Origin of the sequence: Paenibacillus medicaginis (assembly GCF_042138635.1) — a bacterium.
Taxonomy (GTDB): Bacteria; Bacillota; Bacilli; order Paenibacillales; family Paenibacillaceae; genus Paenibacillus; species Paenibacillus medicaginis.
In genome coordinates this window covers 119,240-136,023 of the sequence record NZ_JBHIRY010000014.1, presented here as the reverse complement: position 1 = coordinate 136,023, position 16,784 = coordinate 119,240, and the positions used below count along the sequence as shown (strand labels likewise).

Here is a 16,784-nt window from a genome sequence, read left to right as displayed (position 1 = left end):
GGCAATTATTTCGGCATAGGGAATGTAAAGAAAAAGTTTGAACGTCTGGATAAATGGACGCGAATGAGGGTGCGAGCTTTTATGCGTCAAAAGAAATCTACGGTGTCAAACTGGCTGATTCCGAACAAGGTATTGGAATCAGCGGGAATGGTATTTCTAACAAGCTTACTCATCACACGTTCCTAATTCAGAAGTGAAATAGGCAATCCGGCGACGGATGAAGGAAACTCACTCCTGAAGATGGGGAACTGACGAAGGAAAGCCGTGTGCGGGAAATCCGCATGCACGGTTTGACGGGGAGTCCGAGGGAGTAATCCCTCGTCTTACCCTACTCAGAAAAAGGTTGTAAGCGGTTACCACTGAATGGTAAATGTTAATTTTCATAACGCAATATTTGGATTTCACACTTGAAATCTGCGACTAACATAAAGAATTTAGGATATAATTGATGTTTTATGGTATAGGTTCAAAAAAATATAACATTTATAATTTGATTATCAGCTTTTGATGATAGTAAATAGATCATTGGGTGTCAGATTACAATCAATTTTAGAAGCGGGGGCTGCAATATGAAATGGTTGAACAAAATGAAAACGACAGTGCTGATCAGTTCGGTTTCGCTACTGGCACTTACGACCGCCGCATGCGGGAACAGTACGGACAATGGTGCGGCGCAGGATACGAAAAAAATCACGCTGACGATGATGCATCCGTGGACTTCCCCGAATGTGGACAATGAAGTGTACAAGCAGCGCATTGCCGCTTTTGAGAAGGAGCATCCGAATATTGTCATCGAGCAGGATGGTGTTCCGGCGGCGCAATATAAAACCAAGCTGCGGACGCTGGCCGCCGCCAACAACTTGGCGGATATCAATGTCGTGTGGCCGGGAGCCGATTTGCAACCAATCGCCAGTGGTGGTCTGCTGGAGCCGATTGACTCGGAAATGGACGCCTGGAAAGACATTTTGCCTGCGGATGCTTTGGCCGGTTTTGCCCTTGATGGCAAGCAGTATGCGGTTCCGACCAAGCAAACCTTTGTCGATATTATTTACTACAACAAGGAAATGTTTGCAAGCGTAGGGTATGACCATTTTCCAGCGACATACGATGAATTCATCGACGCAGTCAAAAAATTGAAAGCCGCCGGCATTACGCCGCTTTCTCTGGGCAACAAGGAAAAATGGCCTTTGCAGTCATCTTATCTGTCGGCACTCACAGAGCGTTTTGTAGGCAGTGATTTTCTTAATAAAGTGTTGAGCGGTGAAGCGAAGTTTACGGACCCGCAGTATGTGAAAGCCCTTGGTGTCATTGAAGAATTGACGAAGCTTGAAGCCTTCAATACAGATGCCAACAATATGGATTCCGTACAGGCGCAGGATTACTTTATTCAGGGGAAAGCAGCCATGCACGTATCTTCCTCCACGGTGGACGGCAGAATCCGCATTGAAAATGAGGAAGGCGACAAATTTGGCATTGCGCTCTTCCCAAGCATGCCGGGTGGAAGCGGTGATGCGGCCAAATCCGCAGGTGTCGTGCAGTATGGAATTGCTGTGAAAAGCGGCCTGGACGAGCAGAAAAAGCAGGCAGTGTTTGAGTTTATGAAATATTTTGTAAATGAGGACCTGTACAAGGAACTGATCAGCAAAGGAGTTGTCGTGCCGGCCAAGGTGGATGTTCCTGCCGATGCCAGCAAATATTTGAAGGAAATGATCGAGCTGACAGGCAACGGTACGTCTCCGGTATTCGACAGCGTGATCCCGACACAAGTGGTGGATGTGATGCAAAACGGTCTGCAGGCCTTGACGGTTGGCCGTACCACTCCGGAGGAGCTGGCCAAGGAAGTGCAGGAAGCCTTGGACAGAAAGCTGGAATAGCAAGTCATATGATGTAAATCCAATGGTGTTACTGGTCCGCAGCCAGGAAGGAAACCCGTATAACCCGAATTCTCCTGGCAACGTGAGAATTCGTTAACGGGTTTTCTTTCTTAAGAGCGGGGAGGCAGAAGGTTCATCTGTCAGGAATCGATATGTTACGCAAAAGGAGGGCATTACAGTGCATACGTTAAAAGGAACGAAATATGCCATTTTTTTTGGGCTGCTGCCCGCACTTGTCATTTATATCGGCATAGCCCTCGTTCCGATTGGAATGTCGTTTTATTATGCCTTGATGGACTGGGATGGCATCAGTCCGATGACCTTTGTGGGTTTCGACAATTTTATTGAAATCTTTAAGGACGACATCTTTTGGACATCTGTTAAAAATAATTTGTTCATAATGCTGACAGGCGTTGTGGGGCAAATTCCGCTTGGTTTGCTGCTCGCGCTGCTGCTGAACGGGAAATTGAAGGGGGCGGGATTTTTCCGCACCGTCGGTTTTCTGCCTGTCGTCATTTCCTCCGTTATGGTCTCGTTGATTTGGGGGATGATTTATAACACGGAATACGGGATGCTGAACAGTCTGCTCGGAGCGGTAGGCCTGGAAAACTGGCAGCGGAACTGGCTTGGCGATACATCCTGGTCCATGATCTCGATAAGCATCGCGTATATCTGGCAGAACTGCGGTTTGTACATGGTCATTTTCCTGGCGGCCCTGCAAAACATATCCGCCGAGGTCAATGAAGCGGCCGAGCTGGATGGGGCGACGGGATTCAAACGGACGTTCCTTATTACGATCCCGATGATCCGCAGCACGATTTTCGTCGCTATTGTGTTCAGCATCAGCAATTCGTTCCGCGTCTTCGACCTGATTCAGATTATGACCGGCGGCGGTCCGGCACATGCCACGGAAGTGATGACCGTCTATATGTATAACAACGCGTTTATGAACATGCGTTTCGGTTACGGCAGTGCCGTATCCATTCTGATTCTGGTTTTCAGCCTGATTGTCATCAGTATTGTGAACCGAGTGAGCAGAGAAAAGGATGCTTAAAGAAAGGGGGAACATCTGATGCAAAAAAAATCGGGTCTGCTAACATTTTTGACATACGTGCTGCTCAGCGTGTTTGCCATCATTAATATATTTCCACTCTTCTGGATGGTGGTCGATTCCTTCAAAACGGAACAGGAATATGCGCAAAATCCGTTCTCATTGCCAACGGTGCTGCAGTTCTCCAACTACAGCAAGGCGTGGGAAGTCGCCAACATGAATGTCTATTTCCTGAACAGTGTGATTATAACGATCGCTTCCCTGGTGTTAACGGTGCTGCTGGGAGCGCTCGCCGCTTATTTTTTGTCCCGCTTTCAATTCAAGCTGCGCGGGGTCACGTACGGTCTGTTTTTGCTGGGGATGATTGTGCCGATTCATGCGACACTGATTCCGATTTTTATCATTATGCAGAAGCTGCACCTGCTTGACTCCATGATGTCACTTATTTTGCCGTATACGGCTTTCCATTTGTCCTTGACGATCTTTATATTGGAAGGGTTTATGAAAGGTTTTCCCAAGGATCTGGAGGAATCCGGTGTCATGGACGGGGCGGGGATATTCCGTATCTTCTGGTCGATCATTCTGCCGATTACGCGGCCCGCGATGGCGACTGTTGTCATCCTCAATTTCATATATAATTGGAATGAATACTTGTTCGCGCTGGTACTGATCAACTCGTCTGAACTGAAGACGCTGCCGCTGGGCCTCGCCAATTTTGTCGGCATCGAAACCGCCAGTCTTACACTGCAAATGGCCGCATTGACCATTGCGCTCATTCCGATCCTTATCTTCTACCTGCTGCTGCAAAAACAGCTGGTTAACGGAATGACCGCCGGTTCCGTCAAGGGTTGATCATCCGTCCGGCCGGGCGCTCGGGGGCGAAAAGTTATGGCGACAAAACGCAGAAGTTTTGGTTTAACAAAAAAAGCGCTCGTGATCTTTTTGCTCTTCATCATTCTTCCGACCCTTGGCGTGGGCGTGATTGTGCAGTACCGGTTTACGCTGGTGCTGCACGATCAGTTCGTGCAGGCTACCAGATTAAGTCTGGATACGGTAACCAATCAGCTTGAGGAGCAAATCAAAATGGTGGAGGATATCGCGGATTATTTAATATTGAACCCGGATATGCGGGATTTTTTGCGTATCCACTCTCCACTGAGCGGGGACCCTTTGGATAACCGCAAGCAAAACATTGAGGATTTCCTTACATTTCAGCTGATGTCCAAAAATTATATTAAATCCATTACGATTTCCGGCCGTAACGGCAACTCCATCCAAATGGGGGAGCCGGTGCGGGGCAACGAGCAACGCTGGCTGAAACAAGCTGATCTCCGCAAGGGAGGCATTGTGTGGAGTGAAGGTTACCCTATATACAGCGATTGGAGCGGCAATATCCGGCTGATTTCCCTGTTCCGCGTGCTCAATTCCTATACAGATATCAGCGTTCCACTGGGCCATTTGGTGATCAGGCTGAATGAATCAAGTGTAGCCGCGCTGCTGGAAAGCGGCATTGTTAAGGAAAACGGCAGCGTGTTTGTGATCGGACCTCAGGGCGAAAGCATTTTGCAAACCGGCAGCCTGCTTCCGAACGGATTCAGGCTGGACACTGAACTGCTGAGCAGGCTTAAAGCGGAGGAAGACGGTTTTTTCAGCTATAAGTTACAGCAAAGCAGCTATTTAACCTTTTACCATGAAATGAAAAATACGGACTGGACCGTTGTGGCCATGGTTCCCCAATCCGTGCTTGACAACGAGCTGCGTGGCGTCAAATGGACGATGAACCTTATTCTGTGCTCCATTCTGCTGCTGGGTCTCACGGCCCTGTTTGGTTTCCACTATACGATCATCCGCCCGATTTTGCGGCTGAAGAAGGAGACGAACCGGGTTAAGCTGGGTGATTTCAGCGCCAGGGTGCCCATTGAATCGAATGATGAAATTGCAGAGTTAAACAGCCAGTTCAACGATATGGTCGTCACGATCAAGGAGTTGATTGAGCACAAATACAAGCTGGAGCTGCGCGAACGGGAGGCGGAGCTCAAGCTGCTGCAGAACCAGATGGATCCTCATTTTCTTTACAATACGCTCGATATGATCCGCTGGACAGCACGGCTGGAGAAAGCGGAGCAGTCGAGCCAGCTGATTGAAATGTTGTCCAAATTTTTTCGCTCCAGCCTGAACAGCGGGAGTTATATGACCACGATCCTCCAGGAGCTTGAGTTTGTGCGTTCTTACCTGTATTTGCAGCAGCGCCGTCTGGGAAAAAAGCTGGTCTACACGCTGTATACCGAAGCGACGATTGCCGGCGCGGTTACGCTGAAGGCCACGCTTCAGCCTTTGGTGGAAAATTTTCTGAAGCACGGGCTGGACCGCAAAAAAAGAGTAAGTGCCATTTCTGTCCGCTGTTATGTGAATGACAGAGAGATTTGGATGGATGTGCGGGACAATGGAAAAGGATTTCCTTCCGCACAGCTGGAGGCGTTGAACTTCTCGCTGCGTCATGGGAGTTCAGGTTCTGGCGGCAGGACGGGAGCGATTCACAATATTCATGAACGGTTGTCCATTCATTTTGGAGAGGGTTATGGCCTGGAAATGATGCAAACGGATGGGGAAGGGGCCTGGATCAGGCTGAAGATTCCATTTACCGGGAACGGAGGAGGTGTGGAGCATGAAGAACAACCGCGAGGCATCGAAACAGACGATCCGGATGCTGATCGTTGATGATGAACCGGTAATCTGTCAGGGCCTGCGCTATACGATAGACTGGGGGCAATTGGGCATAGAAGTCGCCGGTGAAGCGTATGACGGTGAAGAGGCTTTACATTTAACAGAGGAACATCATATCGATTTGCTCCTGACCGATATCCGTATGGAGGGAATGGACGGTCTGGAACTGACTGCTCAGTTAAAGAGCCGCTATCCGCATGTGCGCGTCATCATGATCAGCGGTTACGAAGATTTTGCTTATGCCCGCCAGGCCGTACGGTTGAACGTGTCCGATTATTTGCTCAAGCCGGTTGATATTGATGAACTGGTTGCCGTTGTCCGCAAGGTCGTGGATGAAATAAGGAATGAAAAAGATATGGAATTCGGCCAGGAGGATACGCAGCGTTTGTCGAATGATACACTGTGGTTATCCAATATGGTGCGAAACGTGCCTTATTATGACAAAGAACTGCCGTCTCATCTGCAAGGTGAACAGTACCGCATTATTGCGATGCAAATCGATCAGTTCTCTGTCTGGCGCACAGAACTGTCTGACCTGGAATATGCGGATGTCCAGCAGCAATGGCTGCAATCCGTACACCGCCGGCTTGAAAAGCATTCTTTGCGCAGCATTTCCATATTCGATCATATGAATCTGCTGTTTACGCTGGCGGTTGCGGACAAGGTACTGGAGTGCGAAGCATGGGAAAGGGCGCTTGTGGAGGCGGTGCGGCCTATGACGGGCGGCATCCGGCTGTACTGCGCCGTTTCCCACCCATATGAGAGGCTGGACGACACGGCTGAGCACTGTGTGGAGGCCCGCCGGATTTTGGAGTATCATGTGCTGGATCATGCAGCAGTCCTGCTGCCCGAATCAGGGGAGCACACCGAAGGCCGAAGAACCATGCTCGAATACAACAGCGCTGATAGGGTGCATATGCTGGTGGCTGCTCTATTTAAGCAGGACGCTACAGAAGTAAAGCGGATTGTGCGGGATATGTTTCTTTTTTTCAGGGAGAGGAATTTCCTTCTGAGTGAGGTGGTCAAAGCGTGCGAGGAGGTTTCCATTCTGCTGCGCCAGCGGTTGCGCCAAAGCGGACTGACGGAGCTTGATCATGGACGCGGGAAAGCTGTTGATCCGCATATATACAATTCCTATGAAGGCATAGAGACGCTGGTTAATGAGGAGATGCTGGATCTCCTGCAGCTTATGAGCAAAAATGGGTTGGATAAGTCCTATTGGATTGTTGAAAAAGCCAAGAAATATATGGAGGAACAGTACTGCAACGAACTTAAGGCGTTCGAGGTCGCGGCCTGGCTTAAAATTACACCAAGCTATTTTAGTTATATTTTTAAACAGAGCACCAGTAAAAGCTTTACCGAGTACATGAATGAGCTGCGCATTGACCATGCGAAGCGTCTGCTCGCCACGACCCATGACAAAGTGTTTGAAATTGCCGACAAGGTGGGCTATAAGGAATATAAGTATTTTGTGTCCGTGTTTAAATCGCATACGGGGATGACACCAAAGGAGTTTCGGGCACTGAACGTTAAACATTGACGGAGGGGATCAAGGCATGGAAAAGTATAAGGATAGCTCGCTTTCAGCGGAGGAAAGAACGGCAGATCTACTGCCCAGGATGACGCTGCAGGAAAAGGTCGGACAGCTGAACCAGCGTATGTATGGCTGGGATGCTTACCGGCGCAATGAAACGGGAATAGAACTGACAGACGAATTTAAGCGGGAAGTGGCCTTCGGCGGCGGGATGGGCGCACTTTACGGACTGTTCCGCAGCGATCCCTGGTCGGGAGTCAACTATGCGAACGGCATACCTACGGTCGACAATGCGCAGGCGGCTAATGAGGTGCAGCGATATGTGATCGAGCATTCCAGGCTGGGTATTCCCGTTTTGCTGTCTGAAGAATGCCCCCATGGACATCAGGCGCTGGACGGAACTTTGTTGCCCGTGAATCTCGGTGCAGGCTCTACCTGGAACCCGTCGCTTCTTGAAAGCGCTTATGCCCAGGTCGCGGCGGAAATCCGCGCCAGGGGGGCGCATATCGGTCTGGTGTCGGCGCTTGATATCCTGCATGAACCGAGATGGGGCCGTTCCGAAGAGTGCTACGGGGAGGACCCTTACCTGGCGGCCCGGATGACTGAGGCTGTTGTCCGGGGTATGCAGGGGGCCAATGCGGCTGATCTGAAAGCGCCGGACAAGGTTGCTGTCGTGCTTAAACATTTGTGCGCACAGGGTGAAGCGCAGGGGGGACTGAACTCCGGTCCGACGGCGATTGGTGAGCGCGAGCTGCGCGAGATTCACCTGCCAGGCATGCTGGCAGGCGTCCGTGCGGGAGCTGCCGGCTGTATGGCGGCTTATAATGAAATCGACGGTATCCCTTGCCATGCCAACGACAAACTGCTTACTGGCATTTTGCGCGATGAATGGGAATTTGACGGTATCGTCATGGCTGACGGAGCGGCCATTGATCGTCTGCTTGCGCTAGCGGAATCCTATGAAGCCGCCGCTGCACTGGCGCTGTCCTCCGGTGTGGATTTAAGTCTGTGGGATCAAGCTTTCACCACGTTGCAGCAGGCGGTGGAGCAAGGGCTGATTCAGGAGGAGTACATAGACCGGGCAGTAGCTCGCGTGCTGTTGCTCAAGTTCAGACTGGGGCTGTTTGATCAGCCTTATGCCGACACTACACGTGCTGCCGCTGTCGTAAAAAGTGAGACCGCGCAGGCAATCAATCTGCAGGTGGCGCGCGAGTCGGTCGTGCTGCTGCGCAATGATGGCAGGCTGCTGCCCTTGAACGACAGTGCCCGCCGCATCGCGGTTATCGGTCCGAATGCGGACAATCTGTATAATCAGCTTGGCGATTATACAAGCGTGCAGCGTAAAGGAACAGGCACGACTGTACTGCAGGGAATCCGGATGGTGGCTCCCGCCGATACGGAGATCATGTATGCGCGCGGCTGCGGTATCCGTGACGAATCCACGGAGGGGCTGGAAGAGGCTGTGGAGGCGGCGCGAAACGCAGATGTTGCTGTGGTTGTCGTTGGCGGCAGCAGTGCCCGTCAGTTCGGCGGAGATTTTGACAATAACGGCGAAGCGATCATCTCTGAAGGAGCCGCATCGGAAATGGACTGCGGTGAAGGCGTTGATGTAGCAGACTTGAAGCTGGGTGGGATTCAGGAGCGCCTGGTATGGGAAATCCAGGCAACCGGTACACCCGTTGTCGTCATCGTAATTCAGGGAAGACCTCATGAGCTGACGGCGATTGATGAACATTGCGGCGCGCTGGTGTGCGCCTGGTATCCGGGGACAGAGGGCGGACAGGCGATCGGGGAAATCTTGTTTGGCAAAGTAAATCCGAGCGGCAAACTGTCAGTTTCGCTGCCGCGTGCTGTGGGTCAGTTGCCTGTCTATTACAACCAGAAAAAACCGAGCCGGATCAGGCATTACGCTGATTTAAGCTACCTGCCTTTATATCCGTTCGGATATGGCTTAAGTTATACGGCTTTCCGTTACACCGGCCTGCGTGCACAGTCTGCCTCTATGGCCGTTTCGGAGCTGCGGCGGGGACAGGTTTTCGAGATCAGCGTTGAGGTTGAGAATACCGGGGAAACGGCCGGGGCCGAGACGGCCCAGTTATATATTCAAGCCAGCGGATCAGGCATTACACGCCGCAGGCTTGAGCTGAAGGCGTTTGAGAAAGTATGGCTTGCGCCAGGGGAAGCGAAAACGGTCACTTTCCTGTTGGATGAAGAGAAACTGTCGATCTGGAACCGGAACATGGAATTTTCGCTGGAGCCATGTCGGCTTAAAGTCATGGTTGGCACGAATTCTGCAGCTGCAGAGGAACTGGAGCTTGAGCTCGCGGTGACTGCGGATTAAGACGCCTGAAAGATCGCTAAGCTCTCTTCGAACCTCCATCACCGCTTTGCAGGCGGGTGTGGAGGTTCTTTTGTGTTATTTGGGGTTTCAAGCTTACAATTTTGTCATCTTGTTGTTAATTTCCTGACGGCGCCTTGAGGTAAAATTAGGATAATTGTGCGCTATCGGGAGCTGATTTTCTTATGATGAAACATCCCCTTTTGCAGAAACAACATCAAAACGCCGACACCGAAGCAGAGCGGAGAAAAGCCTTTATTACCAGAATGAACATTTTTTTCTTCAGTTCATTCCTGCTTTTTACGATTTTAATTGTCAGATTGGCTGTCCTGCAGTTCGTTGAAGGAGAAGAGCTCAAGGAAGAGGAGACCGGTACGACTGCACGCAATGTACCGCTGTCCCCGGTCAGGGGAACAATCTACGATGCGACAGGTCAAAACCGGCTGGCTTATTCCACCCCTGTGCAATCGCTGTATCTGACTCTTCAGAAGGATTACAGCAAGACCATGGAGGCCAAGCGCGCCGAGGAGGACCGGATTCTTCCGGAATTGGAGGCGCTCAGTCAGGATCTTGAGAAAGTATTTGCAGACAATGGGAACAAAGATGCCGAGCAGCTGACGGCGGAAGAAATCATGAACAGAATGGACCGAAATTATGTAACACACCGCGGATTTACGCCGCGCAGGATCAAAATGGGGTTAAGTAGTGACGAGATCGCCTACTTTCTTCAGAACAAAGACCGTTACCCTGGTATTGACATCGTGGAGGAGGGAGTGCGTCATTATGATCCGGATACGGTGGCTGTTCAAGCTGTAGGTTATATCCGAAAGTACAAGAACGCACGCACAAGCCTGGAGGATAAATATGGGGCCATTCATGAGAAAACGGATTCCCAGAACAATCCGGGCAGGGTGTACCAGGAAGAGGAAACGGTGGGTTACGACGGGCTGGAGCTGCAGTATCAGGATGAGCTGCGGGGCAAAAACGGCTACAAAACCGTAACCATTAACCCCCGCAATTTGCCGGATGGGGTTGAATCGGTTACACCGCCTGAAAAGGGCCACAATATTTACTCCACAATTCATAAAGAAATCCAGCTGAAGACGGAGCAAGCCATTCTGGATCAGCTGAAATATTTGCAGACCTATGCCGTATCCGGCAAGGTTCACAGGGAGGCGGTAACAGGATATGCGGTCGCCATGGAGGTGGAGAGCGGCAACGTGGTGGCGATGGCGAGCATGCCGGATTATGATACGAATGTATGGCAGACCGGCGGGGTTTCTCCAAGCGTGTTTGACGAAATAGGGCCTGTGTACATGAACGGCACCATTTGGCCTGTGAAATCGGATCGGCCAGGCTCGCATCCGGAATCGGTGCTGCTGCTCGGTTCCACCATCAAGCCGTTATCTGTGCTGATTGGACTGGAGGAAGGGCTGTTTACTACAGGGGACACTTACTATGACAACGGCTCCGCTTATTACGGCCGGAACAATTCTTCCCGTGTGGGCAACTCGGGCGGGCATGCTTACGGCCCGATGCGGCCGGCAAGGGCTATTGAGGTGTCTTCCAATACGTTCATGGTCGATATGGTGGGCAAAAAGCTGCACAGCAAGTATGGTTCCGAAGCTATTACGGTGTGGGATCAATATATGAAGCAGTTCGGATTGGGCGTATCGACAGGCGTGGATCTTCCGGGCGAATACCTCGGGAGGCTTGAATATACAAATGAGGCTGAGAGCGTGCTGACACGTATGGTGCAGGGCTCATTCGGCCAGCAAGGAAAATATACCACACTGCAGTTGGCACAATATGCCGCCACTGTTGCCAACAAGGGGAAGCGGATGCAGCCGCATCTCGTAAGTGAAATCAAGGATGCCAACGGCAATGTGGTGCGAACCATCAAGCCGAAGGTTTTGAATGAGGTGGATTTCCCCGATGCTTACTGGAATGAGGTCATCCGCGGCATGAATACCAGAACGGCAGCTTTTAACGGTTTTCCATATGATTTTGCCCGCAAAACAGGAACCTCCGAGCAGTGGGTGCCGGGAAAAGGGATGGTGGACAACGGTGTGTTTATTGCCTTTGCTCCCCGCCATAATCCCAAGCTGGCGGTAGCGGTTGTCATTCCTGAAGGGGGCTTTGGCGCGACAAGCGCCGCACCGGTCGCGCGTAAAATATTCGAGGTGTACGATGAGGTGTACGGTCTTGACGGCGTGCCCAAGAAGACAGACAAGGGCGGGCAAAATGAACAGCAGCAGCCTTGATCCGGCATAATCATTAGAGAGCTTCCTCCCTTTCGTGTGCAAAGGCGGGAAGCTTTTTCTTTTGAGCTTCTTTTCTTTTGTGGTAAAATGTCGTTGGGCTGCACAGCCTAACCTGGAGAGATAAAGATACATAACTGGACATACAGGAGGAGAGGGACCATGGGGAAATACAAGCTGCTTGCGCTCGATATGGATGGCACACTTCTTAATGATGACCATGAGATTTCACTGGAAACGACCAAATGGATTCATAAAGCGTCACAGGAGGGCATTCATGTCTGCCTGTCGACAGGAAGAGCGGCATCCAGCGCCCTGCCCTACGGGCAGGAGCTGGGGCTGAAAACGCCGATGGTCACGGTAAACGGCAGTGAGGTGTGGAAATCTCCCCGCGAGCTGTGGCGCCGCCACCTGCTGGATAAGGAGATGATCCGCCAGATGAAGGAAATTGCGGATGAGGCGGATAGCTGGTTCTGGGCCTATACTACGGAGGGATTGTTCAATACAGAGAGATGGCCCGCTTCGCTGGAAGGATTCGAATGGCTTAAATTCGGGTATAACACGGAAAATGATGAGCTCAGGCATGAAATTCTCATCAAGCTGCAAAATCTGGGCGGGCTTGAGATTACCAACTCCTCCCCCACCAATCTGGAAATCAATCCGCAAGGCATCTCGAAGGAGAGCGGTGTTAAGGAAGTATGCGGTCTGCTCGGCATTACGATGGAGGAGGTCGTCGCAGTCGGGGACAGTCTGAACGATCTGGCCGTCATCCAGGCGGTTGGCCTCGGAGTAGCGATGGGCAATGCCCAGCAAACGGTAAAAGAAGCAGCGGACCTCGTCGTCGCCAGCAATAATGAAGACGGTATAGTGGAAGTCATTCGTGACCATATTCTCGTCTGATATTGAATAAGAAACGGGGGCAGATATGGATATACTCGGTTGGGTGCTAGTGATCGCGTTGTTTGTCATCGGAATGATAGGCGCGGTATACCCGGTTCTTCCGGGCGCGCTGGCGATCTATTTTGCGTTTTTTGTCTATGGCTGGTTTTTCAGTTTTTCATCCTTTACCGTCTGGTTCTGGATTATCCAAACTTTGATCGTTGTCGTCCTCTTTGTGGCGGATTATATTGTAAACGCCTGGGGAGTGAACAAGTTCGGGGGCTCGAAGCTGTCCACCGTGCTGAGTACGGTCGGCGTGATCATTGGCCCCTTTGTCATCCCGGCTTTCGGGCTTATTCTCGGGCCGTTTATCGGTGCCGTGCTTGGGGAGCTCATCCATCGGCAGCCGCTGGATAAAGCGGTCAAGGTCGGGTTCGGCTCGCTCGTCGGCTTGTTCACCAGCACGGTGATGAAATTCATCTTGCAGCTCGTGATGATTGTCGTTTTCCTGTTTTATATACTCTAAATGACAGTTGGAAGGGAACATACATTGTCCAAGAAGGAAAGCTTTATTAAAGGCACATTGATATTGGCGGCGGCAGCATTGGTGGCACGGGTGTTGGGGCTCGTGCAGCGGGTTCCGCTGGAGCATTTGCTCGGGGACATCGGGGATGCGTCATTCTCGATAGCGAACAGCGTATACCTGATGCTGCTTACGGTTGCAACCGCCGGCATTCCCAGCACGCTCAGTAAAATGGTGTCTGAGCGTTATGCGCTGAACAAGCCGCAGGAGGCGCGCCGCGTCTACCAGGCGGCTCTCATTTTTGCAGCAGGTGCCGGCATTGTCATTACAGCAGTGTTATATTTCGGCGCTCCATTTTATGCACAGCATATCGCCAAGACGCCGGAAGCGGCGCTGTCGATCCAGGCGCTGGCGCCGGCTTTGCTGCTGTTTCCGGCCATCGCGATGATGCGCGGGTATTTTCAAGGCAGAGGCAACATGACCGCAGGGGGCGTGTCACAGATCGTGGAGCAGTTTGCCCGTGTCGGCATTGCCATTCTGCTGGCTTATTTCCTGCTGCAGGCCGGGTATTCGGATGCGCAGGTGGCGGCCGGGGCTTCCTTTGGCGGCGTGTTCGGCAGCATTGGGGCGTTTGCGGTCATGCTTTATTATACATTCAAAATGCGCCGCGCTGATGCCGAGGGCAGAATCAGGGAGCCACTGTCGGAACAGTTGCCGTTGCTGCAAATTTATAAGAGCATATTTACGCTCTCCATCCCGATCGTGCTCTCTTCCCTTGCCGTTCCTGCGGTTAACTTTATCGACACGTCGATCGTCAAGACACTGCTGCTTGACAAGCTCGGCGAAGCGGCGGCAACGGAAACGCTGGGGATATTGGGCAACCGGGCGCAGAGCATCGCAGGTATTCCGCCGATTCTCGCTATTGCGCTCAGCCAGTCCCTGCTGCCGGTCATTTCAGCAGCCTTCGCGCGTCAGGACAAGGATCATCTGCGCAATCAGATTACATCCGCACTGCGTATTTCGATCCTGACAGGCATGCCGATTGTCATCGCGCTTTGCGCGGCCGCCTATTCAGTGAACGGGCTGCTGTTCAGCTCGCTCAACGGAAGCGGCATTATCGCAGCTTTGACCTTAGGCACCATATTTCAAATTACGATGATGACCACCAACTCCATAATTATCGGCATTGGCAAGCCGAATATTTCCATGATCAGTGTCGCTGCCGGGCTGATCGTTAAACTGGCAGCCAGCTGGCTGTTAGCGACATGGTTTGGCAGCTACGGCATCTATGGCATTATTGCGGCCACCGCTCTCTGTTTTCTGACCATTACATATCTGAATCTGCGTGTATTGAAAAAGGTGGTTTCGTTTTCGATCCTGGGCGGCAGATGGATGGGCTTTATCCTGACCGTGCTTGTGGCAGGAGCGGCCGGTTACGGCGCGAATACGCTGGTTCTGACTGCAGCGGGAGCGGCGCCGTCCAGAATCGTTTTCTTCGTGGCCTGCATCATCTCCGGGATAACGGTTGTCATCTGTTATCTCGTATTGCTTGTGCTGCTGCGCGTGCTGCGCCGGGACGAGCTGGGCAGTTATCCGCGAATGATACAAAAGATGCTGCGCCCATTGATGCGCCTTCAGCCGGGTTCATCCGGCCAGCGGGGATAAAAAAGCAGTATTCCTTCATTGAAAAAGAAGAGCTTCCGCATCATGGACGGCGGCCGTTTTCTGAATGCCGAATCTGTGCTCATGTGTCATCTCGAACAGGTAGGGGCGCCGCGGCCTGCTCAGATAAGACGGGTTCAAAAATCCCGCGAACCAGTCATACCTGGGGATCGGATCATAAGGCGTGTCAGACCAGACCTGCTCCAGTGTCGGACTGTACAATTTACTTCCGGAAGGAAGCCATTTCCGGCTATGAAGCGTTGTGCTCTCGTGAGGAGAGTGCAGCGCTTTTTCGCTGTCGGCTGTAAAGAGACCGGGCCAGTATTCGCTGCGCGAGCCTCTGTGCGGAACCTTGCGGGCGAAGGAAAGGGCCTGCGTCAGCACCTGTTCATATCCGAACAGCATGGCGTAGAGGGATTTCCCGACAGCGATGCGCTCGCCCAAATCGGCGAATTGCTCGATCACGAGCCCTGCCAGCCCGCTGTCCTGTCCAAGCGGAAACACGATCTGATTAAGCTGCAGCCATTGGCGCGTGCGAAACGATGTGCTGCGGGTAACGTGTTTCCTGAAGTACGGGTTGCACATTACCCGCCCTTCGATATAATGCTGTTCGTTAATGATGAGCGCGACGGTCAGAAGAGGGCTGTCCCGCAGAGTCCAAAACCTTTCCCAGAACGGGCTCATAAAAACAGAGACATGGAAAAAAGGCAGCAGGTGAAAGCAGCTGCGCCCAAGCCGGCGGCTGTGCGCGTACAGCAGCAGCTGCGGATACGCATCCTGGAAAATGAGAGCATTACATCTCTCAAGCAAGCGGTACGTCCACTCTCTCTCCTTGCCGGTCACAAGGTCTGCCATCAGTCCGCCCTTTAAATCGGTCATGTTATATCCGCCATTGCGGGACACCAGGTGGGCCAGCAACGCCCAGTGCAGCTCCGGATGGCTGTTGTAGCATTCGAGATAGGCAGCTGTGCGCGTAAGATTGCTGCGGTTATGCTTTGTGGTCTCATTGTGAATCTGTTCTACCAGATCCCGATCTTCCCCGCAAAGCATTGGTTCCGCAGTCGGTTCGCGCATAGTTCGTCCGCTCATGGCAAGCATGCGCCCCGCTTCCTCCAGCGCCGCTGCAGCGGCGCTGGTGCTCCACGGCTGCTCCCGCAGCGGATGGCGGAGCCTGTTGGAGGCTTTCCATGCCGCATATTTGCCTTTCAGCGCATCCCCGGCCGTACGGGGCACCGTTCCAAGCAGACGCATCCCTGAGCGCAGCCAGCCATTCCGCATGATTCCTTTCCTCCTTTCATACTTCTCTAATATCCAGTATGGCTTGGGAGCCGGAGTTCCAACCGGAATCGGAAGCCTGTGCAAAAACCTTTTTTCAGGTTAGAATATAGACGTGCTTCGGTGATTCATAAATGATTCGAAGGGATGGTATGCAATATGCAGCAAATTAGAAACAAGGCGGAATTCGATCAGGCCGTGCGGGCTCCCGGGCTGACGGTGGCCGTATTTAAGGCTGACTGGTGCGGTGACTGTAAATTTATAGATCCATTTATGCCGGACGTGGAAGAGAAGTATGCGGATGCCTTGAAGCTGATCCAGGTTGATGTTGAGGAAGCAGAGGGCGTCAGCGAAGCCCATAACGTGCTTGGCATTCCGAGCTTCATCGCCTTCAGCAACGGCAAGGAAGTGGTGCGGCTGGTGAACCGACTGCGCAAATCCCGTGCGGAAATCGAACAGTTTCTTGACCGGGCAATTGAGGTCCATACCGCATTAAAAGCATAAGCTGATCCAAGCGGAACGTCTCCCTGTTTTTAAGGGAGGCGTTTTTTTGCTGCTGCGGAGACGTTAACATTTTGTCACAAAGGTTTTATGTCAATGATGTTTGTATCAGTTATAATTTTTATTAAAGGAATGCTTGCAACTAAAATATGAAAACAGGTG

General features: G+C 51.8%; 13 protein-coding genes. 12 read left to right on the top strand and 1 reads right to left on the bottom strand.

Annotated elements, in window-relative coordinates:
• The 11 genes from ACE5LO_RS15505 to ACE5LO_RS15455 all read left to right on the top strand — a co-directional run.
• Positions 1 to 186, top strand: a 186-nt coding sequence (locus ACE5LO_RS15505; RefSeq protein WP_375520920.1) for a group II intron maturase-specific domain-containing protein, incomplete at its 5' end; no start/stop codon positions are given.
• Positions 187 to 569: 383 nt separating this feature from the next.
• The gene (locus tag ACE5LO_RS15500) at positions 570 to 1,874 is read left to right on the top strand and encodes an extracellular solute-binding protein (RefSeq protein ID WP_375520919.1); all 1,305 of its coding nucleotides are present in this window, start codon (positions 570 to 572) and stop codon (positions 1,872 to 1,874) included.
• Between the two features lie 178 nt (positions 1,875 to 2,052).
• Positions 2,053 to 2,928 carry a carbohydrate ABC transporter permease gene (locus tag ACE5LO_RS15495; RefSeq protein ID WP_375520918.1) on the top strand — a complete coding sequence of 292 codons (876 nt, stop codon included), beginning with the start codon at positions 2,053 to 2,055 and terminating at the stop codon, positions 2,926 to 2,928.
• Between the two features lie 18 nt (positions 2,929 to 2,946).
• The gene (locus ACE5LO_RS15490; protein ID WP_375520917.1) at positions 2,947 to 3,777 is read left to right on the top strand and encodes a carbohydrate ABC transporter permease; all 831 of its coding nucleotides are present in this window, start codon (positions 2,947 to 2,949) and stop codon (positions 3,775 to 3,777) included.
• 36 nt (positions 3,778 to 3,813) lie between these two features.
• Positions 3,814 to 5,643, top strand: a complete 1,830-nt coding sequence (locus ACE5LO_RS15485) for a sensor histidine kinase (RefSeq protein ID WP_375520916.1) — start codon at positions 3,814 to 3,816, stop codon at positions 5,641 to 5,643.
• Complete coding sequence (locus ACE5LO_RS15480; protein ID WP_375520915.1) at positions 5,591 to 7,189, top strand: response regulator; 1,599 nt, start codon at positions 5,591 to 5,593, stop codon at positions 7,187 to 7,189. Before ACE5LO_RS15485 ends, ACE5LO_RS15480 begins: the two co-directional genes overlap by 53 nt.
• 16 nt (positions 7,190 to 7,205) lie before the next feature.
• Positions 7,206 to 9,524, top strand: a complete 2,319-nt coding sequence (locus ACE5LO_RS15475) for a glycoside hydrolase family 3 N-terminal domain-containing protein (RefSeq protein ID WP_375520914.1) — start codon at positions 7,206 to 7,208, stop codon at positions 9,522 to 9,524.
• Positions 9,525 to 9,706: 182 nt separating this feature from the next.
• The gene (locus tag ACE5LO_RS15470; RefSeq protein ID WP_375520913.1) at positions 9,707 to 11,785 is read left to right on the top strand and encodes a peptidoglycan D,D-transpeptidase FtsI family protein; all 2,079 of its coding nucleotides are present in this window, start codon (positions 9,707 to 9,709) and stop codon (positions 11,783 to 11,785) included.
• Positions 11,786 to 11,944: 159 nt separating this feature from the next.
• Positions 11,945 to 12,682: a Cof-type HAD-IIB family hydrolase gene (locus ACE5LO_RS15465; protein WP_375355120.1), complete on the top strand. Its 738-nt coding sequence runs from the start codon at positions 11,945 to 11,947 to the stop codon at positions 12,680 to 12,682.
• Between the two features lie 25 nt (positions 12,683 to 12,707).
• On the top strand, positions 12,708 to 13,187 hold the full coding sequence (locus tag ACE5LO_RS15460; protein ID WP_375520912.1) for a DUF456 domain-containing protein: 480 nt from the start codon (positions 12,708 to 12,710) through the stop codon (positions 13,185 to 13,187).
• A 24-nt stretch (positions 13,188 to 13,211) separates the two neighbouring features.
• Positions 13,212 to 14,849: a putative polysaccharide biosynthesis protein gene (locus ACE5LO_RS15455; protein ID WP_375520911.1), complete on the top strand. Its 1,638-nt coding sequence runs from the start codon at positions 13,212 to 13,214 to the stop codon at positions 14,847 to 14,849.
• Between the two features lie 15 nt (positions 14,850 to 14,864).
• On the opposite strand, the gene ACE5LO_RS15450 is transcribed toward ACE5LO_RS15455, so the two are convergent.
• Positions 14,865 to 16,124 (bottom strand): DUF2515 family protein, encoded by a 1,260-nt coding sequence (locus ACE5LO_RS15450; RefSeq protein ID WP_375520910.1) that lies wholly within the window; start codon positions 16,122 to 16,124, stop codon positions 14,865 to 14,867.
• A gap of 156 nt (positions 16,125 to 16,280) precedes the next feature.
• Between ACE5LO_RS15450 and ACE5LO_RS15445 the strand changes: the two genes are divergently transcribed.
• Complete coding sequence (locus ACE5LO_RS15445) at positions 16,281 to 16,625, top strand: thioredoxin family protein (RefSeq protein WP_375520909.1); 345 nt, start codon at positions 16,281 to 16,283, stop codon at positions 16,623 to 16,625.
• The last annotated feature ends 159 nt before the right edge of the window (positions 16,626 to 16,784 follow it).

Bases quoted from the DNA above. Each gene is read 5' to 3' on its own strand.
- ACE5LO_RS15480 (WP_375520915.1), top strand. From the start codon at position 5,591: ATGAAGAACAACCGCGAGGCATCGAAACAGACGATCCGGATGCTGATC.
- ACE5LO_RS15445 (WP_375520909.1), top strand. From the start codon at position 16,281: ATGCAGCAAATTAGAAACAAGGCGGAATTCGATCAGGCCGTGCGGGCT.
- ACE5LO_RS15485 (WP_375520916.1), top strand. From the start codon at position 3,814: ATGGCGACAAAACGCAGAAGTTTTGGTTTAACAAAAAAAGCGCTCGTG.
- ACE5LO_RS15470 (WP_375520913.1), top strand. From the start codon at position 9,707: ATGATGAAACATCCCCTTTTGCAGAAACAACATCAAAACGCCGACACC.
- ACE5LO_RS15500 (WP_375520919.1), top strand. From the start codon at position 570: ATGAAATGGTTGAACAAAATGAAAACGACAGTGCTGATCAGTTCGGTT.
- ACE5LO_RS15490 (WP_375520917.1), top strand. From the start codon at position 2,947: ATGCAAAAAAAATCGGGTCTGCTAACATTTTTGACATACGTGCTGCTC.
- ACE5LO_RS15465 (WP_375355120.1), top strand. From the start codon at position 11,945: ATGGGGAAATACAAGCTGCTTGCGCTCGATATGGATGGCACACTTCTT.
- ACE5LO_RS15475 (WP_375520914.1), top strand. From the start codon at position 7,206: ATGGAAAAGTATAAGGATAGCTCGCTTTCAGCGGAGGAAAGAACGGCA.
- ACE5LO_RS15460 (WP_375520912.1), top strand. From the start codon at position 12,708: ATGGATATACTCGGTTGGGTGCTAGTGATCGCGTTGTTTGTCATCGGA.
- ACE5LO_RS15450 (WP_375520910.1), bottom strand. From the start codon at position 16,124: ATGCGGAATGGCTGGCTGCGCTCAGGGATGCGTCTGCTTGGAACGGTG.